Annotated in this window: 22 protein-coding genes; 17 read left to right on the top strand and 5 right to left on the bottom strand. The window is 69.4% G+C overall.

Features of this window, described 5'->3' with window-relative positions; all coding sequences use genetic code 11:
* The first annotated feature begins 29 nt into the window (after window positions 1–29).
* Complete coding sequence (locus AB0915_RS11835; RefSeq protein WP_366690937.1) at window positions 30–683, top strand: hypothetical protein; 654 nt, start codon at window positions 30–32, stop codon at window positions 681–683.
* 13 nt (window positions 684–696) lie between these two features.
* Here the strand turns inward: AB0915_RS11835 and AB0915_RS11830 are convergent, their stop codons facing one another.
* Genes AB0915_RS11830 through AB0915_RS11820 form a run of 3 tightly spaced genes read right to left on the bottom strand, consistent with a single transcriptional unit; the run spans window position 697 to window position 3,033 of the window.
* Entirely contained in the window at window positions 697–1,605 is a 909-nt protein-coding gene (locus tag AB0915_RS11830; RefSeq protein WP_366690936.1) for a DUF3152 domain-containing protein, read from the bottom strand.
* A complete protein-coding gene (locus AB0915_RS11825) occupies window positions 1,595–2,512 on the bottom strand; it encodes a hypothetical protein (RefSeq protein ID WP_366690935.1) in 918 nt (305 codons plus the stop codon). Before AB0915_RS11825 ends, AB0915_RS11830 begins: the two co-directional genes overlap by 11 nt.
* 11 nt (window positions 2,513–2,523) lie before the next feature.
* A complete protein-coding gene (locus AB0915_RS11820) occupies window positions 2,524–3,033 on the bottom strand; it encodes a SigE family RNA polymerase sigma factor (RefSeq protein WP_366690934.1) in 510 nt (169 codons plus the stop codon).
* A gap of 148 nt (window positions 3,034–3,181) precedes the next feature.
* On the opposite strand from AB0915_RS11820, the gene AB0915_RS11815 reads away from it, so the two are divergent.
* Both AB0915_RS11815 and AB0915_RS11810 read left to right on the top strand, forming a co-directional pair.
* Window positions 3,182–3,874 carry a demethylmenaquinone methyltransferase gene (locus AB0915_RS11815; RefSeq protein ID WP_366690933.1) on the top strand — a complete coding sequence of 231 codons (693 nt, stop codon included), beginning with the start codon at window positions 3,182–3,184 and terminating at the stop codon, window positions 3,872–3,874.
* A 296-nt stretch (window positions 3,875–4,170) separates the two neighbouring features.
* Entirely contained in the window at window positions 4,171–5,454 is a 1,284-nt protein-coding gene (locus AB0915_RS11810; protein WP_366690932.1) for a geranylgeranyl reductase family protein, read from the top strand.
* A 126-nt stretch (window positions 5,455–5,580) separates the two neighbouring features.
* On the opposite strand, the gene AB0915_RS11805 is transcribed toward AB0915_RS11810, so the two are convergent.
* On the bottom strand, window positions 5,581–6,093 hold the full coding sequence (locus AB0915_RS11805) for a DinB family protein (RefSeq protein WP_366690931.1): 513 nt from the start codon (window positions 6,091–6,093) through the stop codon (window positions 5,581–5,583).
* A gap of 164 nt (window positions 6,094–6,257) precedes the next feature.
* Entirely contained in the window at window positions 6,258–7,085 is an 828-nt protein-coding gene (locus tag AB0915_RS11800; protein ID WP_366690930.1) for a C40 family peptidase, read from the bottom strand.
* Window positions 7,086–7,856: 771 nt separating this feature from the next.
* On the opposite strand from AB0915_RS11800, the gene AB0915_RS11795 reads away from it, so the two are divergent.
* The 14 genes from AB0915_RS11795 to nuoN are packed head-to-tail and all read left to right on the top strand — an operon-like array spanning window position 7,857 to window position 23,809.
* Window positions 7,857–8,216 carry an NADH-quinone oxidoreductase subunit A gene (locus AB0915_RS11795; RefSeq protein ID WP_003992243.1) on the top strand — a complete coding sequence of 120 codons (360 nt, stop codon included), beginning with the start codon at window positions 7,857–7,859 and terminating at the stop codon, window positions 8,214–8,216.
* A gap of 18 nt (window positions 8,217–8,234) precedes the next feature.
* Entirely contained in the window at window positions 8,235–8,789 is a 555-nt protein-coding gene (locus AB0915_RS11790; protein WP_030926341.1) for an NADH-quinone oxidoreductase subunit B family protein, read from the top strand.
* A complete protein-coding gene (locus AB0915_RS11785) occupies window positions 8,786–9,496 on the top strand; it encodes an NADH-quinone oxidoreductase subunit C (RefSeq protein WP_366690929.1) in 711 nt (236 codons plus the stop codon). The genes AB0915_RS11790 and AB0915_RS11785 overlap by 4 nt, the downstream gene beginning before the upstream one ends.
* A complete protein-coding gene (locus AB0915_RS11780; RefSeq protein WP_366690928.1) occupies window positions 9,496–10,818 on the top strand; it encodes an NADH-quinone oxidoreductase subunit D in 1,323 nt (440 codons plus the stop codon). Before AB0915_RS11785 ends, AB0915_RS11780 begins: the two co-directional genes overlap by 1 nt.
* A 29-nt stretch (window positions 10,819–10,847) precedes the next feature.
* On the top strand, window positions 10,848–11,609 hold the full coding sequence (gene nuoE, locus AB0915_RS11775; RefSeq protein ID WP_366690978.1) for an NADH-quinone oxidoreductase subunit NuoE: 762 nt from the start codon (window positions 10,848–10,850) through the stop codon (window positions 11,607–11,609).
* Window positions 11,606–12,982: an NADH-quinone oxidoreductase subunit NuoF gene (gene nuoF, locus AB0915_RS11770; RefSeq protein ID WP_366137058.1), complete on the top strand. Its 1,377-nt coding sequence runs from the start codon at window positions 11,606–11,608 to the stop codon at window positions 12,980–12,982. The genes nuoE and nuoF overlap by 4 nt, the downstream gene beginning before the upstream one ends.
* On the top strand, window positions 12,979–15,510 hold the full coding sequence (locus tag AB0915_RS11765; RefSeq protein WP_366690927.1) for an NADH-quinone oxidoreductase subunit G: 2,532 nt from the start codon (window positions 12,979–12,981) through the stop codon (window positions 15,508–15,510). The genes nuoF and AB0915_RS11765 overlap by 4 nt, the downstream gene beginning before the upstream one ends.
* Window positions 15,507–16,934 carry an NADH-quinone oxidoreductase subunit NuoH gene (nuoH, locus tag AB0915_RS11760; RefSeq protein WP_366690926.1) on the top strand — a complete coding sequence of 476 codons (1,428 nt, stop codon included), beginning with the start codon at window positions 15,507–15,509 and terminating at the stop codon, window positions 16,932–16,934. Before AB0915_RS11765 ends, nuoH begins: the two co-directional genes overlap by 4 nt.
* Window positions 16,927–17,541, top strand: coding sequence for an NADH-quinone oxidoreductase subunit NuoI (nuoI, locus tag AB0915_RS11755; RefSeq protein ID WP_366690925.1), 615 nt, complete (start codon window positions 16,927–16,929; stop codon window positions 17,539–17,541). Before nuoH ends, nuoI begins: the two co-directional genes overlap by 8 nt.
* Window positions 17,538–18,365, top strand: a complete 828-nt coding sequence (locus AB0915_RS11750; RefSeq protein WP_366690924.1) for an NADH-quinone oxidoreductase subunit J — start codon at window positions 17,538–17,540, stop codon at window positions 18,363–18,365. Before nuoI ends, AB0915_RS11750 begins: the two co-directional genes overlap by 4 nt.
* The gene (gene nuoK, locus AB0915_RS11745) at window positions 18,362–18,661 is read left to right on the top strand and encodes an NADH-quinone oxidoreductase subunit NuoK (RefSeq protein WP_037693122.1); all 300 of its coding nucleotides are present in this window, start codon (window positions 18,362–18,364) and stop codon (window positions 18,659–18,661) included. The genes AB0915_RS11750 and nuoK overlap by 4 nt, the downstream gene beginning before the upstream one ends.
* A 14-nt stretch (window positions 18,662–18,675) precedes the next feature.
* Complete coding sequence (gene nuoL, locus AB0915_RS11740; protein WP_366690923.1) at window positions 18,676–20,571, top strand: NADH-quinone oxidoreductase subunit L; 1,896 nt, start codon at window positions 18,676–18,678, stop codon at window positions 20,569–20,571.
* Window positions 20,572–20,576: 5 nt separating this feature from the next.
* Window positions 20,577–22,148 carry an NADH-quinone oxidoreductase subunit M gene (locus AB0915_RS11735; protein WP_366690922.1) on the top strand — a complete coding sequence of 524 codons (1,572 nt, stop codon included), beginning with the start codon at window positions 20,577–20,579 and terminating at the stop codon, window positions 22,146–22,148.
* Complete coding sequence (nuoN, locus tag AB0915_RS11730) at window positions 22,145–23,809, top strand: NADH-quinone oxidoreductase subunit NuoN (RefSeq protein ID WP_366690921.1); 1,665 nt, start codon at window positions 22,145–22,147, stop codon at window positions 23,807–23,809. The genes AB0915_RS11735 and nuoN overlap by 4 nt, the downstream gene beginning before the upstream one ends.
* Window positions 23,810–23,883 lie beyond the last annotated feature (74 nt).

Raw genomic sequence — 23,883 nt, 5'->3', positions numbered from 1 at the left:
CCCCATGTGCCGGTCGGCCTGGGGCTGTCGTGCTGACCGTTCACGCCGCGCCGCTGGTTCTTCCGGTCGGCGCGGCTGCCGTCGCGCAGGGCGCGGTCGCCGTGGACGGCGACCGGATCGTCGCCCTCGGACCGTACGACGAGGTCGTCGCCGCCCACCCGGCGGCCCGGGTCCGCCAGTGGCCGGGCGTCCTGACGCCCGGTCTGCGGCAGTGGCACGCAGTCTGGCTGCTGACCCGCTGCTACCACCCCGACCCGCGCGAGGCGGACGAGCTCGGCAACCGGCCGCTGTGGGGCGAGGCGTTCGAGCGGCTGGCCGGCGAGATGGACGCGGCGCGGTGGGCGGGCAGCGTACGGCGCGGGCTGCAGCAGATGCTGCGGCACGGCACCACACACCTCGCGGGCCGGTTCCACGACCCGCTCCTCCGCACCGCAGTGGACCGCTCGGGGCTGACCGAGGTTTCGGCCGTCGCCGCCCCCGGCATTCTGGTCGGCGCACCAAGTCTGGACCCGTTCGCGGAGGGCCACGACCTGCCCGGCTCCGTGCACGGCCCGCTCACCGTCGGCGGCCGCGCCGACCTCGCCGTCTTCGACGTACCGGACGAGGACGCGCTCTGTGCGGCGGGCGGCGGGGCGTGCATCGCCACGGTGCTGGGCGGGCGGCTGGTGTACCGGCGGCGCTAGCCGCCGGCGCCCGTCAGGGAACGGACGGGCCACTGATGTACCTGCCCGTGGCCGTGTACGGCCAGGCGTTGGCGACGCACCCCCGTAACCCGTCGATCTGCTGCATCATCGCGGGCGCGGGGTGTCCGGGCCCCGGGCAGGTCTCGTGGCCGTGGCCCAGCCAGTGGCCGACCTCGTGGTTGATGATCAGCGCCCGGTACTCGGCGAGCGGCCCGTCGAACTGCGGCGAGCCCTGCATCCACCGCTTCAGGTTCACCACGACCGTGCTGCCGACGTGGCAGTTGACCTCGCCCCGTGTGTGCAGCCCGTACGCCCCGCAGAGCCGGTCGACGGTGTCCGGCGTCGCGATACGGATCACCAGACCGGCCGGGCCCGAGCCGACCTGCCGGAACGCGTCGTGCCCGGTGCGGGTCCAGCCACGGGGGTCGGCGAGCACCTCGGAGACCTCGGCGGCGGCCGGACCGGCGGTCAGACCGCTGCCCCGCTCCACCTCGACGCGGTAGCGGTGGACGGTGCCCGTGCCATGGGCGGCCACGGACGCCGGGGCGGCGGTGACGAACGTGCCGGAGCCGTGACCGGGCACGGACCCGAACGGGTTCCGCGTCCCGGCCGCCCGTTTCTTCTTGCCGTCGCGGGAGCCGGCCGTCGAGCCGACGGGTTCCGGACTGCTGGGTACGGAACGGGAGTCGGGCTCGACGGCCGTGGCCGACCGGGTCACCGACGGCCGGACCGACGGGGTGTTCGACGCCGCCGACGCCCCGTCCCCACCGCCCCAGGGCCCCCACACCAGCGCCCCGCAGAGCAGCGCGCCCGGCACCAGCACGGCGCCCACCACCCGTATCCGGGTCCGTCGGCGGCGGGCGCGCCGGGTCGCGCCGCGGCCGCGGCCACGCGCCCGGCGTCCCCGTGCCTCACCCGCCACGGACGGACTCCTGCGTCGGCTCCATCGGGTACGCGTCCGCATAACGCACCAGGTTCAGGAAGCGGGGGTCCCGTGCGATGTGGAGCAACTGGTCCGCGGTGACCGGCGCCGAGACCATGGAGGAGTCGTCGCCTTCCGCCGACAGGAGGACGGTGCTGTGGCCGAACTCGAAGCGGACGCTCACATCGACGATGTCCTTCCCGCCCATCGTGTTCCCGGTCGCGGTGACGGCGCGGGCCACGATGCCACCGGGCAGCTGTGCGTTCTCGCACCGGTACTTCGCTTTCGGGGCGTACTGGCAGGGGGCCTCCGGGCTGCCGGACGAGCCACTGACGGGGCTTACGGAAAAGACGACGGGGAAGACGCTGCCCTTGGACGCACCCTGGTACCGGCTGACCGCCAGATCGACCGGGCGGACGGTACCGAACGCCGCCGGCAGCATCGTGTCGAACAACGCCGCCGCGGCCTGCTGGAACCGCTCCATCCGCCTGCGCTCGGCGGCGGGCAGGTCCGCCATGGACGACTCGCCCGGGGTGGGCTCGACGTGCACCGGCGTGCGCGGCGGCTCGGTGGGAACGGAGGTCGGCTTGACGACGTCGCTCGCGGGGCCCGTGGGTGCGGGCGACGCAGTCGCGTCGCTGCGGCCCGGGGCAGGCGCCCCGACCTGTGCGGTGCCGTTGCCCGTGCCCCAGGACGGCAGCGTCGCACCGAACACCCCGAGCGCCACCACCCCGGCCACCCCCACGCCGATGGCCGCCCGCGCCCTGGTGCGACGCCTGCGCCCCTCGGCAAGCGCGACCGGCACCAGGTCCGGCAGCGGTGGCGCCCCCTCGGCCGCCTCCGTCATCGCCTCCTTGATCCGCTGAGTCCCGGTCTCCTCCGGCACGCCTTCCGAAAACATGTCCATGACGGTTCTCCTCAGCTGCGGGTGGTGTAGAGATGCGGGTCGCCCAGCCGCGTACGCAGCGTGGCGAGCGAGCGCGAGCACTGGCTCTTGACGGTGGATTCGCTGCAGCGCAGCAGCTCGGCGACCGTCTGCACGCCCAGGTCCTCCCAGTAGCGCAGGACGACCATCGCCCGGGCGCGGGGCGGCAGTTCGGCGAGTGCGGACAGCAGCGTCACCGTCAGCTCGGGACCCACCACGGGGGGCGGGGCGTCGACCCGGCTGTGGGCCAGGAAGTCGCGGAGCCGCCGCCGGCGCTCGGCGAGATACGTCCGGGTGAGGACGGTGCGCGCATAGGCGGCGGGATGGTCGGCGGCGCTCGCCCGGTGCCAGTGCTGGAACAGCTTGGCGAGCGTCGTCTGCGTCAGATCGCGGGCGCTCTCCGCATCACCGCACAGCAGATATGCGGTCCGGTACAGACGCCGTTGGTTCGCCCGGGCGAACTCCTCGAAGCCGGTGGAGTCCCGACTGCGGTCTGCGGTCATCTGCCCCCCTCTCCGGTTCCTCGGTGGTCTCTCACCCCTGTACTGAGTCGCCTCGCGCCCAAAAGGTTGAAGCCGGCTTTCGAGCGGCTCCGGGTGCCGACGCACGACCGGCGCGAGGCGTGCGCGGCCGGGCTGCTTGAATGGGTGGGTGACCCGAGCATCCCTGGACAAGCAGCCGCACGAAGTCGCCTCGATGTTCGACGACGTGGCGGCGAACTACGACCTCACCAACGATGTGCTGTCGCTCGGCCAGGCCCGGCTGTGGCGCAAGGAGGTTGCGAAGGCGGTGCACGCCCGCCCCGCGGAGAAGGTCCTCGACCTGGCTGCGGGCACGGCGACGTCCTCGCTGCCGTTCGCCGCGACCGGCGCGTACGTCGTGCCGTGCGACTTCTCCGTCGGCATGCTGCAGGTCGGAAAGAAGCGCCACCCCTGGCTGCCGTTCACCGCGGGCGACGCCACGAAGCTGCCGTTCCGCGACGAGATGTTCGACGCGGTGACGATCTCCTTCGGGCTGCGCAACGTCCAGGACACGGTTGGGGCACTGCGTGAGCTGTACCGGGTGACCAAACCGGGCGGCCGCGTGGTCATCTGCGAGTTCTCGCAGCCGACCTGGGCGCCGTTCCGCACGGTCTACACCGAGTACCTGATGCGGGCACTGCCGCCGGTCGCGCGCGCGGTGTCGTCCAACCCCGACGCGTACGTCTATCTCGCCGAGTCGATCCGTGCCTGGCCCGATCAGGCCGGGCTCGCGCAGCTGCTGCAGAAGGCGGGCTGGTCGAAGGTGGCCTGGCGCGATCTGACCGGTGGTGTGGTGGCGCTGCACCGGGGTGTACGTCCCTGACGCAGACCGCCGCCCGGCAGCGATGAGCCGTGCGCCGGACGGAAGTTGCCGGGATTCCGGTAACGGGGGAACCGGTGGGCGGGAAGACGAGCCCGCACCGGCCGGGGCGGACGCGCTGCTGTTCGGACTGCTGTGGGTGGCGGCCGCGGTGCTGGTCGCGCCGCATCTGCTGCGGGCCGGGGGAGCGCACGGTCGACATCGGGGAGCCCTTCGGAAGGTTGGTCAGCAGGCACCCATAGACTGCACGGGACATGTGCCGCGCGGCACGCGATTTCGAGTCTTCGGGAGATCCGACCGTGACCGAGCCCCTGTCCGAACACAGCGCGGATGTGATCGTCGTCGGGGCAGGCCCAGCCGGCTCCACGACCGCGTACTACCTCGCCAAGGCCGGACTCGACGTTCTCCTGCTGGAGAAGACCGCCTTCCCGCGCGAGAAGGTCTGCGGCGACGGCCTCACCCCGCGCGCCACCAAGCAGCTCGTCGCCATGGGGATCGACATCTCCGAAGAGGCGGGCTGGCTGCGCAACAAGGGGCTGCGCATCATCGGCGGCGGCGTCCGGCTGCAGCTGGACTGGCCGGATCTCGCCTCGTACCCGGACTACGGACTGGTTCGCAAGCGCGACGACTTCGACGAGCAGCTGGCCCGCCAGGCGCAGAAGGCGGGCGCCCGGCTGCACGAGCGGTGCAATGTCGGCGCCCCGATCATCGACGAGCGCACCGGCCGCATCATCGGTGTGAACGCGAAGCTCGGCGAGGAGAAGACCCCGGTCACCTTCCACGCCCCGCTCGTCGTCGCCGCCGACGGCAACTCCACCCGGCTGTCGCTCGCCATGGGTCTGCACCGCCGCGAGGACCGCCCGATGGGTGTCGCGGTCCGTACGTATTTCACCTCCCCGCGCCACGACGACGACTACCTGGAGTCCTGGCTGGAACTGTGGGACCGGCGCGGCCCCCAGGACCGGCTGCTGCCCGGCTACGGCTGGATCTTCGGCATGGGCGACGGCACGTCCAACGTCGGCCTCGGCATCCTCAACTCGTCGTCCGCCTTCAAGGAGCTGGACTGGCGGGAGGTCCTCAAGGCGTGGTGCGCGTCCATGCCGGAGGACTGGGGCTACACCCCGGAGAACATGACGATGCCGATCCGCGGCGCCGCGCTCCCCATGGCGTTCAACCGCCAGCCGCACTACACCAAGGGGCTGCTGCTCGTCGGTGACGCGGGCGGCATGGTCAACCCGTTCAACGGCGAAGGCATCGCGTACGCCATGGAGTCGGGCCAGATCGCCGCGGACGTCATCGTCCAGGCGCACGCCCGCGCGACCCCCGCCCAGCGCGAACTGGCGCTGCACAGCTACCCGAAGATCCTGAAGGAGACCTACGGCGGCTACTACACGATGGGCCGCGCCTTCGTGAAGCTCATCGGCAACCCGAAGGTCATGAAGATCGCCACCCAGCGCGGTCTGACGCACCCGCTGCTGATGAAGTTCACGCTGAAGATGCTCGCCAACCTCACCGACCCGACCGGCGGCGACGCGATGGACCGCATCATCAACGGCCTCTCGAAGGTGGCCCCGAAAGCCTGACCACCACTCCCGTTCGCGCCCTCGCCCGGTCCACGGGCGAGGCGCCGGCGATCTCGGTGAGGCGTGTGAGGCATGGAGACCGTTGTCCTGCTGCACGAAGCGAGGGCGAGCGGCGCCCCGGCCGGGTCAGTAGTAGCCCTTCTCGCCGTCGATGATCTCCCGTACGGCATCGAGGTGACCGGCGTGCCGGGCGGTCTCCTCGATCATGTGGAACAGCATCCATCGCAGATTCGCCCTGGCGATCTCGAAGTCGGGGTGACGGCCCACGTCCTCCAGGGCGTGGCCGGCGACGATGTCGTCGGTGACGGCGCACTGCTGCTCGTACTCCTTGAGGAGCTGCGCGAGTGGAATGCCGTCGACCCGCATGTCGGCGTCCTCGGTGTCCGGGTCGAACCGCGGCCCCACGGCGGGCCGGCCGAGGAACATCACCTCGAACCAGGAGTGCTCGACCCAGCGCAGATGCGAGACGAGCCCGGCGGCGGTCAGACGGGGCGAGGCGGGCAGCACGGCCCGGTGCGCATCCGTCTCGGACAGCCCCTCGCACTTCCAGTGAACGACCGCCCGTTGCATGTCGAACCAGCCGAGCAGCTGGGTCCGCTCGTCGGCTTCGTAAGGAGGGCGGGTACGGGGTCGCGCCATGAGAGCGAAACTATCCCGCCCGGGACCGCGCGCGCAGGCGGATCCGGGAACGGAAAAGGTACCGGCGCGCCGGCGACAGCACCCGGCCCGCCGTTCCACGACGAAGGGCCGTCGCTCCCGAGCGGGGGAGTGACGGCCCTTCGCCGTGTTCGCGCGCTTGTGAATCAGAGAACGCGGACCGCGCCCGACGGCGGGTCGTAGCTCAGCGGGCGCAGCACCACGCCGGTGCTCGGGTTCTGCGCACCGACGAACTGGCCGCCGCCCACGTAGACGCCGACGTGGTACGCGGAGCCCGCGCCGCCCCAGTACAGGATGTCGCCCGGCTGGAGGTTGCTCAGCGAGACCTGGGTGCCGGCGGTCGACTGGGCCTGCGAGACGCGCGGCAGGTCGACGCCCACCGTGCGGAACGCGGCCTGGACCAGGCCGGAGCAGTCCCAGGAGTTGGGGCCGGTGCCGCCGGACACGTACGCGTCGCCGACCTGGGCCTGGACGAACGCGACGACGGAGGCGGCGGAGCCGGTGGCGCTCGACGAGTAGGACGCCACGGCGGTGGAGCCGGACGTGCTGGACGTGCTGGACGTGCTGAGCGTCGTACGGGCCTCGGAGCGGGAGGCGCGCAGGGCGGCCTCCGCCTTGGCCTTGGCGGCCGCCTCCGCCTTGGCCTTGGCCTCTGCCTTGCGGACCGCCTCGGCCTTGGCCTTCGTGGCGGCCTTGGCCGCGCTGGTGGCCGCGGCGTCCTCCTGGGCCTGCGTCTCCAGGTCCAGGGCGACCTGCTGCGTGGCCTCGGCGGACGCGGCGACGGCGGTGGAGAGCCCGGAGGTGAGGGTGGGCATCTCGATGGTCTGGGTCACCGGCTCGGCCTGGGCAGGACCGGCAGCGCCTGCGACCGCGATGGTGCTGAGGACGCCACCGGCAACTCCGGCGCGCAGTGCCGATTTCGGGGCGCTTCGGCGGGGCTTCCGGTGGCTGGGTATGTGAGCGGTGAGGGACATGAGTACTAGCGCTATCAGGGCACCTGGGTTCCCTTCAAGAAACGTGTGTTGCGACACAGTTACGTTCGGAATCACTGAATCCGCTTTCCGCTGACCCTTATTGACGCCGTAACGGGCAAATCGGTCATGCACGATCACCGCTGTGATCACGGGCTTTCAGCAATTCGCCCGAATTGCCCGCCACCTACCATCCGTTCACACCGATGGCCAAGCCCGGCTTTATTGAAGGTCCGGTGAAGTGACGCAGGTCACAGTGTGACTGTGGCGAGGTGGGCATACGGGCGGCCGACGCGCGCGACGGTGCCGACGGCGGGGCGGCCGGCACGGTGGGGGCGTTTCATCCGGAAGGTCATGAATATGTGCACGCGTCCACATCGCTCCTCGTGAGCCCCTCGCGCGGGTGACCCCGAAGTGGGACGGATCCCCTTATCACCCCTCTGCCGTCCATTGCCAATTTGCTGGTCGAGGCGTCTGATTGTTAAAGAAGCATCGCCTTGACCAGCAACAACAACACCAGATGTCACGTCTCGTGATCGCGCGGCCGCTTTGCGTACGAAGATCACCCCTCATCCGGCTTCATGATCCTTCGCCGGGTGGTGGAGATCACAAAGTCGGTGTAGTACCCCGTGTCGCAGATCACAGGACGGCAGGCATAGGATGCGGGGCAGTCGGGCTTGTGAACTGCCTCACATGTGCACGATCTTGGTGAGGTGGCGAGCCGGTCGCCCGATGCGGTCCAACGGTCAAGGACGACTGGAAGGAGCGAGGAGCGTGAATGCCTACGCGCCCATCCTCGTGCTCGGCGCCCTCGGGGCAGGGTTTGCGATCTTCTCCGTGGTCATGGCCACGCTTATCGGCCCAAAGCGGTACAACCGAGCAAAGCTCGAAGCGTACGAGTGCGGTATTGAACCCACCCCCACTCCAGCCGGAGGCGGCCGCTTCCCCATCAAGTACTACCTGACGGCGATGCTCTTCATCGTCTTCGACATCGAGATCGTCTTCCTCTATCCCTGGGCGGTCACCTTCGACGCCCTGGGGATCTTCGGGCTCGTCGAGATGCTGCTCTTCGTGCTCACCGTCTTCGTCGCCTATGCGTATGTATGGCGTCGCGGCGGCCTGGAATGGGACTGAGGGGCTGAGGGGCACACCATGGGACTCGAAGAGAAGCTGCCCAGCGGCTTCGTGCTGACCACTGTCGAGCAGGCCGCCGGCTGGGTGCGGAAATCCTCCGTCTTCCCTGCCACGTTCGGTCTTGCCTGCTGCGCCATCGAGATGATGACGACCGGAGCCGGGCGCTACGACCTGGCCCGATTCGGGATGGAGGTCTTCCGCGGATCGCCGCGGCAGGCGGATCTGATGATCGTGGCGGGTCGGGTCAGCCAGAAGATGGCGCCCGTCCTGCGGCAGGTCTACGACCAGATGCCGAACCCCAAGTGGGTTATCTCCATGGGGGTTTGCGCATCCTCGGGTGGGATGTTCAACAATTATGCCATTGTGCAGGGTGTTGATCATATTGTGCCCGTCGACATCTATTTGCCGGGCTGCCCGCCGCGCCCCGAGATGCTGATGGACGCCATTCTCAAGCTCCACCAGAAGATCCAGGGCTCCAAGCTCGGGGTCAACGCGGAGGAGGCCGCCCGCGAGGCGGAGGACGCGGCACTCAAGGCGCTTCCCCTGATCGAGATGAAGGGGCTGCTGCGGTGAGCGACGAACAGAACAACAACGGCGTACCCGCGCCGCGCGACGAGACCGGCGAGGTCATCGGCGTACGCAAGGGCATGTTCGGCGCCAACAACGGCGGCGACACCTCCGGCTACGGCGGGCTCGTCCGCACGGTGACGCTGCCGGGAGCCACGTCCCGGCCGTACGGCGGCTGGTTCGACGAGGTGGCCGACGAACTCGAAGGGGCCCTGGAGGAGCAGGATCTGCTTCCCGGGAACGCCATCGAGAAGACCGTTGTCGACCGCGGTGAGCTCACCTTCCACATCGCCCGCGAGCACCTGCCCACCGTGGCTCGAACCCTGCGCGACGACCCGGCCCTGCGCTTCGAGCTCTGTACCGGGGTGAGCGGTGTCCACTTCCTCGGCGACAAGGGCCGCGAGCTGCACGCCGTCTACCATCTGCGGTCGATCACCCACGGCCGGCTGATCCGGCTGGAGGTCTCTGCCCCGGACAGCGACCCGCACATCCCGTCGCTCGTCGCGGTCTATCCGACCAACGACTGGCACGAGCGCGAGACCTACGACTTCTTCGGGCTCGTCTTCGACGGGCACCCGGCCCTCACCCGGATCATGATGCCGGACGACTGGCAGGGCTTCCCGCAGCGCAAGGACTACCCGCTCGGTGGCATCGCCATCGAGTACAAGGGCGCCCAGATCCCGGCTCCGGACCAGCGGAGGTCGTACTCCTGATGACTACTCCCCATGCAACGCCTCGCGCCACGACCGAGGGGACTGTATATACGGTCACCGGCGGCGACTGGGACGAGGTCGTCGAGTCCGCGGTCAAGTCCGACGACGAGCGCATCATCGTCAACATGGGTCCCCAGCACCCGTCCACGCACGGCGTGCTGCGGCTGATCCTGGAGATCGACGGCGAGACCGTCACCGAGGCCCGCTGCGGCATCGGCTACCTCCACACCGGCATCGAGAAGAACCTCGAATTCCGGAACTGGACGCAGGGCACCACGTTCGTCACGCGCATGGACTACCTGACGCCGTTCTTCAACGAGACGGCGTACTGCCTGGGTGTCGAGAAGCTTCTCGGCATCGAGGACCGGATCCCCGACCGGGCGAGTGTCCTGCGCGTGCTCCTGATGGAGCTCAACCGGATCTCCTCGCACCTGGTGTGCATCGCCACGGGCGGCATGGAGCTCGGCGCGACCACGATCATGATCTACGGGTTCCGCGATCGTGAACTCGTTCTCGACCTCTTCGAGCTGATCACCGGGCTCCGGATGAACCACGCGTTCGTCCGGCCCGGCGGACTCGCCCAGGATCTGCCGCCGGGCGCGGTCGACCAGCTGCGCGAGTTCGTGAAAACCATGAAGAAGAACCTGCCGGAGTACGACAAGCTCGCCACCGGCAACCCCATCTTCAAGGCCCGCATGCAGGACGTCGGCTATCTCAACCTGACCGGCTGCATGGCGCTCGGCGCCACCGGCCCGATCCTGCGCTCCGCCGGACTCCCGCACGACCTGCGCAAGACCGATCCCTACTGCGGCTACGAGACCTACGAATTCGACGTCCCCACCGCCGACAGCTGCGACGCCTACGGCCGCTTCCTCATCCGTCTGGAAGAGATGCGGCAGTCGCTGCGGATCATCGAGCAGTGCATCGACCGGCTCGCCCCCGGACCGGTCATGGTCGCCGACAAGAAGATCGCCTGGCCCGCTCAGCTCGCGCTGGGACCCGACGGGCTCGGCAACTCGCTCGACCACATCAAGAAGATCATGGGGACCTCCATGGAGGCCCTGATCCACCACTTCAAGCTGGTGACCGAGGGCTTCCGGGTCCCGGCCGGACAGGCGTACACCGCCGTCGAATCGCCCAAGGGCGAGCTCGGCGTGCACATCGTCTCGGACGGCGGAACCCGCCCCTACCGGGTCCACTTCCGCGACCCGTCCTTCACCAATCTGCAGGCCATGGCGGCGATGTGCGAGGGCGGCCAGGTCGCCGATGTCATCGTCGCCGTCGCGTCCATCGACCCCGTGATGGGAGGCGTCGACCGGTGACCGAAGCACGTCAGGAAGTCAGTCTGGGGATGCCGCAGCTCCCCGCCCCCGCCTACCCGGCCGAGGTGCGCGCCAGGCTCGAAGCGGATGCGAAGGAGGTGATCGCCCGCTACCCCGACAGCCGCTCCGCGCTGCTGCCGCTGCTGCACCTGGTGCAGTCCGAGGAGGGATACGTCTCCCGTACCGGCATGGCACTCTGTGCCGAACTGCTCGGCCTCACCACCGCCGAGGTCACCGCGGTCGCCACCTTCTACACGATGTACCGGCGCAAGCCGAGCGGCGACTACCAGGTGGGTGTCTGCACCAACACGCTGTGTGCGGTGATGGGCGGCGACGCCATCTTCGACCGACTCAAGCAGCATCTCGGCGTCGGCAACAACGAGACGACCGAGGACGGCAAGGTCACCCTCGAACACATCGAGTGCAACGCGGCCTGCGACTTCGCACCCGTGGTGATGGTCAACTGGGAGTTCTTCGACAACCAGACGCCCCAGAGCGCGACGCAGCTCGTCGACGACCTGATCGCCGGGCGAACCGTCGAACCCACCCGCGGCGCCCCGCTCTGCTCGTACAAGGAGACCGCGCGGATCCTGGCCGGCTTCCCCGACCAGCGCCCCGGCGCCGTCGAGGCGACCGGTGGAGCGGGCCCCGCCTCGCTCGTCGGCCTCCGGCTGGCGAAGGGCGAGGAGCTGCACCCGAAGGTCGTCGCCCCACGTGGCGAGTCGGCCCGCACCGACGCCCCGCAGGACCCGGACCACTCGGCCGGCACCGCAGCAGAGGAGGGAGAGTGATGACGTTGGCAGCCGAAATCAACGACGGAGGCGGCAACGGGGCCAGCCCCGAGAAGCTGCTCTCGCCCGTCCTCTCCGCCTTCTGGGACGAGCCCGGGTCATGGACCCTGGACACCTACAAGCGGCACGGCGGCTACGAGGGGCTGCGCAAGGCTCTCGCCATGTCTCCGGACGACCTCATCGCGTACGTCAAGGACTCCGGCCTGCGCGGCCGCGGCGGCGCGGGCTTCCCCACCGGCATGAAGTGGCAGTTCATCCCGCAGGGCGACGGCAAGCCGCACTACCTGGTGGTCAACGCCGACGAGTCGGAGCCCGGGACCTGCAAGGACATCCCGCTCCTCTTCGCCAACCCGCACAGCCTCATCGAAGGTATCGTGATCGCCTGCTACGCGATCCGCTCCTCGCATGCCTTCATCTATCTGCGCGGTGAAGTCGTCCCCGTACTGCGGCGGCTGCACGAGGCCGTGCGCGAGGCGTACGAGGCGGGCTACCTCGGAACGAGCATCCTGGGCTCGGGGCTCGACCTGGAGCTCACCGTGCACGCGGGCGCGGGCGCGTACATCTGCGGTGAGGAGACCGCACTGCTCGACTCGCTCGAAGGGCGACGCGGTCAGCCCCGGCTGCGGCCTCCCTTCCCTGCGGTCGCCGGTCTGTACGCCTGCCCCACTGTGGTGAACAACGTCGAGTCCATCGCCTCGGTTCCCGCGATCCTGAACAAGGGCAAGGACTGGTTCAAGTCGATGGGCAGCGAGAAGTCCCCGGGCTTCACGCTGTACTCGCTCAGCGGCCACGTCGCCAGCCCGGGACAGTACGAGGCCCCGCTCGGCATCACGCTGCGCCAGCTGCTCGACATGAGCGGCGGCATGCGCGCCGGCCACCGGCTGAAGTTCTGGACCCCGGGCGGCTCCTCCACCCCGATGTTCACCGACGAGCACCTCGATGTGCCCCTCGACTACGAGGGCGTCGGCGCCGCCGGTTCCATGCTCGGCACCAAGGCGCTCCAGTGCTTCGACGAGACGACCTGCGTCGTGCGGGCCGTCACCCGCTGGACCGAGTTCTACGCCCATGAGTCCTGCGGCAAGTGCACGCCATGCCGTGAAGGCACCTACTGGCTCGTCCAGTTGCTCCGCGACATCGAGGCCGGCAAGGGACAGATGGCCGACCTCGACAAGCTGAACGACATCGCCGACAACATCAACGGCAAGTCCTTCTGCGCCCTCGGCGACGGCGCCGCCTCGCCGATCTTCTCCTCGCTGAAGTACTTCCGCGAGGAGTACGAGCGGCACATCACCGGCCGGGGCTGCCCCTTCGATCCCGCCAAGTCGACCGCCTGGGCCGACGACAAGAACGCTCACCAGGGGGTGAACGCATGACAGTCACCACGAGTGCGCCCTCCGGGGGCGGCGAGGCGGCGGTCCCGCCCGAGGACCTTGTCACGCTGACGATCGACGGCATCGAGATCAGCGTGCCCAAGGGCACCTTGGTCATCCGCGCCGCCGAACTCCTCGGCATCGAGATTCCGCGCTTCTGCGACCACCCGCTCCTCGACCCGGTCGGCGCCTGCCGCCAGTGCATCGTCGAGGTCGAGGGCCAGCGCAAGCCGATGGCGTCCTGCACCATCACGTGCACCGACGGCATGGCGGTCAAGTCGCAGCTCACCTCGCCGGTCGCCGAGAAGGCGCAGCGCGGGGTGATGGAGCTGCTGCTCATCAACCACCCGCTGGACTGCCCGGTCTGCGACAAGGGCGGCGAGTGCCCGCTGCAGAACCAGGCGATGTCGCACGGCGACCCGGACTCCCGGTTCGACGGAAAGAAGCGGACGTACGAGAAGCCCGTCCCGATCTCCACCCAGGTACTGCTGGACCGTGAGCGGTGTGTGCTCTGCGCGCGCTGCACCCGGTTCTCCAACCAGGTGGCGGGCGACCCGATGATCGAGCTGATCGAGCGCGGCGCGCTCCAGCAGGTCGGCACGGGCGAGGGCGACCCCTTCGAGTCGTACTTCTCCGGCAACACCATCCAGATCTGCCCGGTCGGCGCGCTCACCTCGGCGGCGTACCGGTTCCGCTCCCGCCCCTTCGACCTGGTGTCGTCGCCGTCGGTGTGCGAGCACTGCGCGGGTGGCTGCGCGACCCGCACCGATCACCGGCGCGGCAAGGTCATGCGGCGGCTCGCCGCCAACGACCCCGAGGTCAACGAGGAGTGGGTCTGCGACAAGGGCCGCTTCGGCTTCCGTTACGCGCAGCAGCGGGACCGGCTCACCACGCCGCTGGTACGGAACGCGGACGGTGTCCTCGAACCGGCGAGCTGGCCCGAGGCACTGGCTGCCGCGGCCGCCGGGCTCGCCGCCGCACGCGGCAGGACCGGCGTCCTCACCGGCGGCCGGCTGACCGTCGAGGACGCGTACGCGTACAGCAAGTTCGCCCGGATCGCCCTCGACACGAACGACATCGACTTCCGGGCCCGGGTGCACAGCAGCGAGGAGGCCGACTTCCTGGCCGCCCGCGTCGCCGGGCGCGGACGCGACCTGGACGGCAGCGGGATCACCTACACCTCGCTGGAGAAGGCGCCGACTGTCCTACTGGTCGGCTTCGAGTCCGAGGAGGAGGCGCCCGGCGTCTTCCTGCGGCTGCGCAAGGCCCACCGCAAGCACGGCCAGCGCACCTTCGCCGTCGCCTCGCACGCCACCCGCGGTCTGGAGAAGGCGGGCGGCACACTGCTGCCCGCCGCGCCCGGCACCGAGACCGAGTGGCTGGACGCAATCGCGGGCGGCGTCGGACTCGACGGCGACGGAGCCGCGGCGGCCGAGGCGCTGCGTGGCGAGGGCGCCGTGATCGTGGTGGGCGAGCGGCTGGCCGGAGTACCGGGCGGGCTGACCGCCGCGGTACGGGCGGCCACCGCGACCGGGTCCCGGCTCGTGTGGATCCCGCGCCGGGCCGGCGAGCGCGGTGCGGTGGAGGCGGGCGCGCTCCCGTCGCTGCTGCCCGGCGGCCGCCCGGCCACCGACCCGCATGCCAGGGACGAGGTGGCGGCCGTGTGGGGCGTCGCCGAACTCCCCTCCCGGTTCGGCCGCGACACCGGCCAGATCGTCGAGGCCGCCGCCACCGGCGAACTGGGCGCGCTGCTCGTCGCCGGGGTGGAGACCGCCGATCTGCCGGACCCGGCCCGCGCCCTGGAGGCGCTGGACCAGGTCGGCTTCCTCGTCTCGCTGGAGCTGCGGCCCAGCGAGATCACCGAGCGGGCCGACGTCGTCTTCCCGGTCGCCGCGGTGGCCGAGAAGCCTGGCACCTTCCTCAACTGGGAGGGCAGGGCCCGGATGTTCGAGGCGGCGCTGAAGCCCGAGCAGATGACGCGGACCCTCGCACCGACCGATGCCCGGGTGCTGCACATGCTCGCCGACGCGCTGGTCCGCGCCGGAGGCTCTGATGAACCGAGTCGCTTCGCGCTGCCGGACCTGAAGTCCGTACGCCGTGAGCTGGACCGGCTCGGCGGCTGGACCGGTACGCACGCCACCGACCCGCACGAGTCGGCGCAGCCGCTGCCCCGGCCCGGCGACGGCGAGGCGGTCCTCGCGGGCCACCGGCTGCTGCTCGACCAGGGGCGGCTCCAGGAGGGCGACGCGGCGCTGGCCGGCACCCGGCACGCCGCGGTCGCCCGGCTCTCCGCCGTCACCGCCGCCGAGACGGGTGTGAAGGACGGCGATCTGCTGGCCGTCACCGGACCGTCCGGCAGCGTCGAACTCCCGCTGCGGGTCACCGACATGCCGGACCGGGTGGTCTGGGTGCCGCTGAACTCCGTCGGGCGGGGCGTACCGGCCGACACCGGCGCCCAACCCGGCGGTCTGGTCCGGATCGGCCCCGCCGCGCCGGGTACTCCCGACGTCACACCGGAGGTGCGAGCGTGACTGCCCTCGCTCAACTGGCCGCGGCACCCGACCGTGCCGTACTCGCCGCCGAGGATCTCTCGATGTTCGGCACCGACCCCTGGTGGCTCGTCGTCATCAAGGCGGTGTTCTGCTTCGCGTTCCTGATGGTGACCGTGCTCTTCTCCATCGTGTGGGAGCGCAAGGTCGTCGCCTGGATGCAGCTGCGCATCGGCCCCAACCGGCACGGCCCCTGGGGCATGCTCCAGTCGCTCGCCGACGGCATCAAGCTGATGCTGAAGGAAGACGTCGTCGTCAGGCGGGCGGACAAGGTCGTCTACGTCCTCGCGCCGATCGTCGCCGCCGTACCGGCGTTCATGGCGATCGCCGTGATCCCGTTCGGGCCGTCCGGCAACGAGGTCTCGATCTTCGGCCACCGTACGGCGATGCAGCTCACCGACCTGCCGATCGCGATGCTCTACGTCCTCGCGGTCGCGTCGGTCGGGATCTACGGCATCGTGCTGGCCGGCTGGTCCTCCGGATCGACGTACCCGCTGCTCGGCGGATTGCGCTCCTGCGCGCAGATGATCTCGTACGAGATCGCGATGGGCGCCGCGTTCGCCTCCGTCTTCCTCTACTCCGGGTCGATGTCGACCTCGAAGATCGTGGAGGCGCAGCAGGACCGCTGGTTCATCATCCTGCTGCCGGTCTCGTTCATCATCTACATCGTCACGATGGTCGGTGAGACCAACCGCGCCCCGTTCGACATGCCGGAGTCCGAGGGCGACCTCGTCGGCGGCTTCAACACCGAGTACTCGTCGATCAAGTTCGCGATGTTCATGCTCGCCGAGTACGTCAACATGGTCACCGTCTCCGCCGTCTCCACGACGCTGTTCCTGGGCGGCTGGCGGGCCCCGTGGCCGATCAGCACCTTCTGGGAGGGCGCGAACCACGGCTGGTGGCCGATGCTCTGGTTCGTCCTCAAGGTCCAGTTGCTGCTGTTCTTCTTCATCTGGCTGCGTGGCACGCTGCCCCGCGTCCGCTACGACCAGCTGATGAAGCTCGGCTGGAAGGTCCTGATCCCCGTCTCCGTGGTCTGGCTGATGCTGGTCGCAACGGTGCGGGCGCTGCGCAACGAGGGCTACGACTTCTCGAAGATCGTGCTGTACGTGGCCGGGGCCGTGATCGCGATCCTGCTGATCTCCTTCGTCGCCGACATCTTCCGGGACCGCTCGACCAAGGCGGCCGGGGAGACCGGGACGGAAGCCGGACCCGGGCCGGAGTTCGACCCGATGGCGGGCGGATTCCCGGTGCCGCCGCTGCCCGGACAGACCCTGCCGCCGGTACCGCGCCGCAGGCCACGGCACGAGCGGGAGCTCGTTGTCAGTGGCGGGCCGGACTCTCAGAGTGACGGCAGTCAGATTGGTGGAAGTCCGAGTGACGGAAAGGAGGCTGACGGTGTCTGAGCCATCGGAGTCCACTGGGGACAAGTTCCAGAATCCTGTGGCCGGCTTCGGCGTGACCTTCAAGGCCATGTTCAAGAAGCGGCTGACCGAGCAGTACCCCGAACAGCAGAAGGTGACGGCGCCGCGCTTCCACGGCAGGCACCAGCTCAACCGTCACCCGGACGGCCTGGAGAAGTGCGTCGGCTGCGAGCTGTGCGCCTGGGCCTGTCCCGCCGATGCCATCTATGTGGAGGGCGCGGACAACACCGACGAGGAGCGCTACTCCCCGGGTGAGCGCTACGGGCGCGTCTACCAGATCAACTACGCGCGCTGCATTCTCTGCGGACTGTGCATCGAGGCGTGCCCGACCCGGGCGCTCACGATGACCAATGAGTTCGAGCTCGCCAACACCACCCGCGAAAGCCTCATCTACACCAAGGACGAGCTGCTCGCGGGCCTGGAGGAGGGCATGGTCGACACTCCGCACGCGATCTTCCCGGGTATGGACGAGCAGGACTACTACCGGGGGCTGGTCACCGAGGCGGCGCCCGGCACGGAGCGTCAGGTCGCGCTCTCCAAGGGCGAGTCCAAGGAGCAGCCGGCCAAGGACAAGGAGGTGGACGCATGACCGGCCTGGCCGCAGCGGCCTCCACCACATCCATCGGCGAGGCCGTCCAGTTCTGGGTGCTCGGCACGGTCGCCGTGATCGGCGCGCTGTCCACCGTACTGATGAAGAAAGCCGTGCACAGCGCGCTGAGCCTCGCCGGGACCATGATCGTCCTGGCGGTGTTCTACCTGGCCAACGGCGCCTACTTCCTCGGCGTCGTCCAGATCGTCGTCTACACCGGCGCGATCATGATGCTGTTCCTCTTCGTGGTCATGCTCGTCGGTGTCACGGCGGCGGACTCGCTGAAGGAGACCCTCAAGGGCCAGCGCTGGCTGGCCGCGGGATGCGGGATCGGCTTCGGCGTCCTGCTGATCGCGGGCATCGGCCACGCCTCGCTGAACAGCTTCAACGGACTCGGCACCGCGAACGCCGCGCACGGCGGAAACGTCGAGGGGCTGGCCAGCCTCATCTTCACGAAGTACGTCTTCGCCTTCGAGATCACCGGCGCCCTGCTGATCACGGCGACGGTCGGCGCGATGGTGCTCACCCACCGGGAGCGCACCGAACGGGCCAGGACCCAGCGGGAGATGTCGGAGGAGCGGGTACGCGGCAATCACCTGCCGCCGCTGCCGGCCCCCGGTGTCTACGCCCGGCACAACGCCGTGGACATCGCCGGTCTGCTCCCGGACGGCACCGCGTCCGAGCTCACCGTCATGCAGACGCTGCGGCGGCGCGGCCAGATCCGTGACGTGTCGAACGAGTCGCTGGCCGACCTCAAGGCGCTGGAGCAGCGCTCCGAGGAGCGGCTCGGCCGTGACCAGGACGAAGAGGAGGTCACCAAGTGAATCCGGTCAACTACCTCTATCTCTCCGCCCTGTTGTTCACCATCGGCGCGTCCGGGGTGCTGATCAGGCGGAACGCGATCGTGGTGTTCATGTGCGTGGAGCTGATGCTCAACGCCTGCAACCTCGCGTTCGTCACCTTCTCCCGGATGCACGGCAACCTCGACGGCCAGATCATCGCCTTCTTCACGATGGTCGTCGCCGCCGCCGAGGTCGTGGTCGGGCTCGCGATCATCGTGTCGCTGTTCCGTTCCCGCCACTCGGCCTCGGTCGACGACGCCAGCCTGATGAAGCTGTAAGGGGACGCTGAATCGTGGACAACCTCATTGCGCTGCTCATCGCGGCGCCCCTGCTCGGAGCGGCCGTGCTGCTCTGCGGCGGCCGACGGCTGGACCGCTCAGGCCACTGGCTCGGCACCCTGCTCGCCGCCGCCTCGTTCGTCATCGGGGCGGTGCTCTTCACCGACATGCTGGGGAAGGGCGCCGATCAGCGGACGCTGCACCAGCACCTGTTCAGCTGGATCCCGGTCGAGAGCTTCCAGGCCGATGTGGCCTTCCAGCTCGACCAGCTGTCGATGACGTTCGTGCTGCTGATCACCGGTGTGGGCACCCTGATCCACCTCTATTCGATCGGCTACATGGAGCACGACGAGCGCAGGCGCCGCTTCTTCGGGTACCTGAACCTCTTCCTCGCGGCGATGCTCCTGCTGGTCCTCGCCGACAACTACCTGCTGCTGTACGTCGGGTGGGAGGGCGTCGGTCTGGCGTCGTACCTGCTGATCGGCTTCTGGCAGCACAAGCCCAGCGCGGCCACCGCTGCCAAGAAGGCGTTCCTGGTCAACCGGGTCGGCGACATGGGTCTGTCGATCGCGATCATGCTGATGTTCACCACGTTCGGCACGTTCGCCTTCGGCCCCGTCCTGGCCTCGACCGGGGAGACCGGCGAGGGCAAGCTGACGGCGATCGGCCTGCTGCTGCTGCTCGCCGCCTGCGGCAAGTCGGCCCAGGTACCGCTGCAGTCCTGGCTCGGTGACGCGATGGAGGGTCCGACCCCGGTCTCGGCCCTCATCCACGCCGCCACCATGGTGACCGCGGGCGTCTACCTGATCGTCCGCTCCGGCGCGATCTTCAACGCCGCCCCGGACGCGCAGTTGGTCGTCGTGGTCGTCGGTGGGGTCACGCTGCTGTTCGGTGCGATCGTCGGTTGCGCGAAGGACGACATCAAGAAGGCCCTCGCCGGGTCGACGATGTCGCAGATCGGCTACATGATCCTGGCCGCCGGGCTCGGCCCGATCGGCTATGTCTTCGCGATCATGCACCTGGTGACGCACGGCTTCTTCAAGGCCGGACTCTTCCTCGGCGCCGGTTCGGTCATGCACGGCATGAACGACGAGGTCGACATGCGGAAGTTCGGCGGCCTGCGGACGTACATGCCGGTCACCTTCGTCACCTTCGGCCTCGGCTATCTGGCGATCATCGGCTTCCCCGGTCTTTCCGGCTTCTTCTCCAAGGACAAGATCATCGAGGCGGCCTTCGCCAAGGGCGGCACCGAGGGCTGGATCCTCGGCGCCGTCACGCTGCTGGGCGCCGCGATCACCGCGTTCTACATGACACGCGTGATGCTGCTGACGTTCTTCGGCGAGAAGCGCTGGCAGCCCGACGCTGAGGGCCACGATCCGCACCCCCACGAGTCCCCGAAGTCGATGACCATCCCCATGATCGTCCTGGCGTTCGGTTCGGTCTTCGCCGGAGGGTTCTTCTCCATCGGTGACCGCTTCCTGAACTGGCTGGAGCCGGTCACCGGACACAGCCACGGAGACTCCCCCGTCAGCGCCATGACGGTCACCGCCGCCACCATGGTGGTGCTCGTCATCGGCGTCGCCATCGCCTGGGCGATGTACGGGCGCGGTCCGGTCCCGGTCGTCGCCCCGCGCGGCTCGCTGCTCACCCGGGCCGCCCGCCGCGATCTCCTCCAGGACGACTTCAACCACGTGGTCCTGGTCCGCGGCGGCGAGCACCTCACCCGCTCCCTCGTGTACGTCGACCACACCCTGGTCGACGGCGTGGTCAACGGCACGGCCGCATCGATGGGCGGGCTCTCCGGCCGGCTGCGCAAGCTGCAGAACGGCTACGCCCGCTCCTACGCGGTCTCGATGTTCGGCGGTACGGCGATCGTCATCGCCGCGACCCTGCTGATGAGGGCGGTCTGATCACCATGTCCTTTCCCCTCCTGACAGCGACGGCGGTGCTCCCGGCGATCGGCGCGATCGCCACCGCCGCCGTCCCGGCCGCCCGGCGCACCACCGCCAAATGGCTGGCGCTGCTCTTCTCGCTGGCCACCCTCGTGCTGGCGGGCATCGTGCTTGCCCGCTTCGAGCCCGGCGGCGCCCGCTATCAGCTCACCGAATCACACGCCTGGATCAAGGACTTCGGCGTCCGGTACGAACTGGGTGTGGACGGCATCGGGGTGGCGCTCCTGGCGCTCACCGCCCTGCTGATCCCGTTCGTCATGCTGGCCGGCTGGCATGACGCCGATCCCCTGGAGACGAAGTCCTCGCGCTGGCGTCCCACCCAGGGCTTCTTCGCCCTGATCCTGATGGTCGAAGCGATGGTGATCCTCTCCTTCGAGGCCACCGACGTCTTCCTCTTCTACATCCTCTTCGAAGCCATGCTCATCCCGATGTACTTCCTCATCGGCGGCTTCGGGGACCGGGCTCACTCCGGCAGCGACGAGAACGCCGCGGCGCAACGCTCGTACGCCGCGGTCAAGTTCCTCCTCTACAACCTGGCCGGCGGGCTCATCATGCTGGCCGCCGTCATCGGCCTGTACGTCGTCGCGGGCACCTTCTCGCTCTCCGAGATCGCCTCGGCCCGCGCGGGCGGTTCGCTCTCCATGGCGACCAGCACCGAACGCTGGCTGTTCCTCGGGTTCTTCTTCGCCTTCGCGGTGAAGGCCCCGCTCTGGCCGCTGCATACCTGGCTGCCCAACGCCATGGGCGAGGCGACCTCCCCGGTCGCCGTCCTGATCACCGCGGTCGTCGACAAGGTCGGCACCTTCGCGATGCTCCGCTTCTGCCTCCAGCTGTTCCCGGAGGCCAGCAAGTGGGCGACGCCGGTGATCCTGGTCCTCGCGCTGATCAGCATCGTGTACGGGGCGCTGCTCGCTGTCGGCCAGCGCGACATCAAGCGCCTGATCGCCTACGCGTCGATCTCGCACTTCGGCTTCATCATCCTGGGCATCTTCGCGATGACCAGCCAGGGCCAGTCGGGCGCCACGCTCTACATGGTCAACCACGGCATCTCGACGGCCGCGCTGATGCTGGTGGCCGGCTTCCTGATCACGCGGCGCGGTTCGCGGCTCATCGCCGACTACGGCGGGGTGCAGAAGGTGGCGCCGGTCCTGGCCGGCACGTTCCTGATCGGCGGGCTCGCCACCCTGTCGCTCCCCGGCCTCTCCCCGTTCGTCAGCGAATTCCTGGTCCTGGTCGGCACGTTCAGCGCATACCCGGCGGCCGGCATCATCGCCACCACCGGCATCGTGCTCGCCGCGCTCTATGTCCTCGTCCTCTACCAGCGGACGATGACGGGCCCGGTGAAGGCCGAGGTCCGGGGCATGCCCGACCTGAAGGTCCGGGAGCTGGTGGTGGTCCTCCCGCTCATCGCGCTGCTGGTCTTCCTGGGCGTCTACCCGAAGCCGCTCACGGAGATCGTCAACCCGGCGGTGCAGCACACCATGTCGGACGTACACAAGAAGGACCCCCAGCCTGAGGTGGAGGCCGCCAAGTGAGCACAACAGCTGTCCACAGCCTGTGGACAATGGCGGGTGGGGTGACATCGGCCGCCCCGCACGAGAAGTTCAAGGCGCCGGTCATCGAGTACGCCCAGCTGACCCCGGTCCTCATTGTGATCGGTGTCGCCGTCGTCGGCGTACTCGTCGAGGCCTTCGTGCCGCGCCGGGCCCGCTACTACACACAGGTCTTCCTGACCGTCGTTGCCCTCGCCGCCGCGTTCGCCGCGGTCATCGGCCTCGCGACCGGGGGGTACGGCACGACGAAGGCGCACATCGCCGCGATGGGTGCCATCGCCGTCGACGGACCCGCGCTGTTCCTGCAGGGCACCATCCTGTTGACGTCGCTGGTCGCCGTCTTCACCTTCGCCGAGCGGCGGCTCGACCCCGAGTCGCACGGCAACCGCGTCGACTCGTTCGCCGCACAGGCCGCCTCGGTGCCCGGCAGCGAGAGCGAGCAGGCCGCGGTCAAGGCGGGCTTCACCACCACCGAGGTCTTCCCGCTGGTCCTCTTCTCAGTGGCGGGCATGCTGGTCTTCCCGGCCGCCAACGATCTGCTGACGCTCTTCGTGGCCCTGGAAGTCTTCTCCCTCCCGCTCTACCTGCTGTGCGCCGTCGCCCGCCGCAAGCGGCTGATGTCGCAGGAGGCGGCGGTGAAGTACTTCCTGCTCGGCGCCTTCTCGTCGGCGTTCCTGCTCTTCGGGATCGCCCTGCTGTACGGGTACGCGGGCTCCGTCTCGTACGCGGCCATCGCCAACGTGGTCGACGGCTCCGTCACCCAGATCGACCCGGCGCTCGCCGACACCATGGGCAACGACGTGCTGCTGCTGATCGGCGGCGCGATGATCCTGACCGGGCTGCTCTTCAAGGTCGGCGCCGTCCCGTTCCACATGTGGACGCCGGACGTCTACCAGGGCGCCCCGACGCCGGTCACCGGCTTCATGGCCGCGGCCACGAAGGTCGCCGCGTTCGGTGCGCTGCTGCGCCTGCTGTACGTGGTGCTGCCGGGCCTCAGCTGGGACTGGCGGCCGGTCATGTGGGCCGTCGCGATCGTCACGATGCTGGGTGGTGCGATCGTCGCCATCACCCAGACCGACATCAAGCGGCTGCTGGCCTACTCGTCCATCGCGCACGCCGGCTTCATCCTCGCCGGTGTCATCGCGACGACCCCCAGCGGCATCTCCTCGGTGCTCTTCTACCTGGGCGCGTACTCCTTCGTGACGGTCGGCGCGTTCGCCGTCGTCACGCTGGTGCGCGACGCGGGCGGCGAGGCGACCCACCTGTCGAAGTGGGCCGGGCTGGGCCGGCGCTCGCCGCTGGTCGCCGCGGTCTTCGCGGTGTATCTGCTGGCCTTCGCCGGTATCCCGCTGACCTCCGGCTTCGCCGGAAAGTTCGCGGTCTTCAAGGCGGCGGCGGAGGGCGGCGCGGGCGGCCTGGTCGTGGTCGGTGTGATTTCGTCCGCCATTGCCGCGTTCTTCTACATCCGGGTCATCGTGCTCATGTTCTTCAGCGAGCCGAAGGCGGACGGCCCAGCAGTCGCCGTCCCGTCCCCGCTGACGATGACGACGATCGCGGTCGGCGTCGCCGTCACGCTGGTGCTGGGCCTGGCCCCGCAGTACTTCCTCGACCTGGCGAGCCAGGCGGGAGTGTTCGTGAGGTGACGCGGAGCGGCCGACCGGTGTCCCGGTTGCCGTTCTGCTCCCGGTCGCCGGGCGGGCTCGATTCAGAGCCCGCC

Origin of the sequence: Streptomyces sp. NPDC048411 (assembly GCF_040704695.1) — a bacterium.
Lineage (GTDB): Bacteria > Actinomycetota > Actinomycetes > Streptomycetales > Streptomycetaceae > Streptomyces.
The sequence above is the reverse complement of the archived record's forward strand: the minus strand, read 5'-3'. Positions and strand labels throughout refer to the sequence as shown.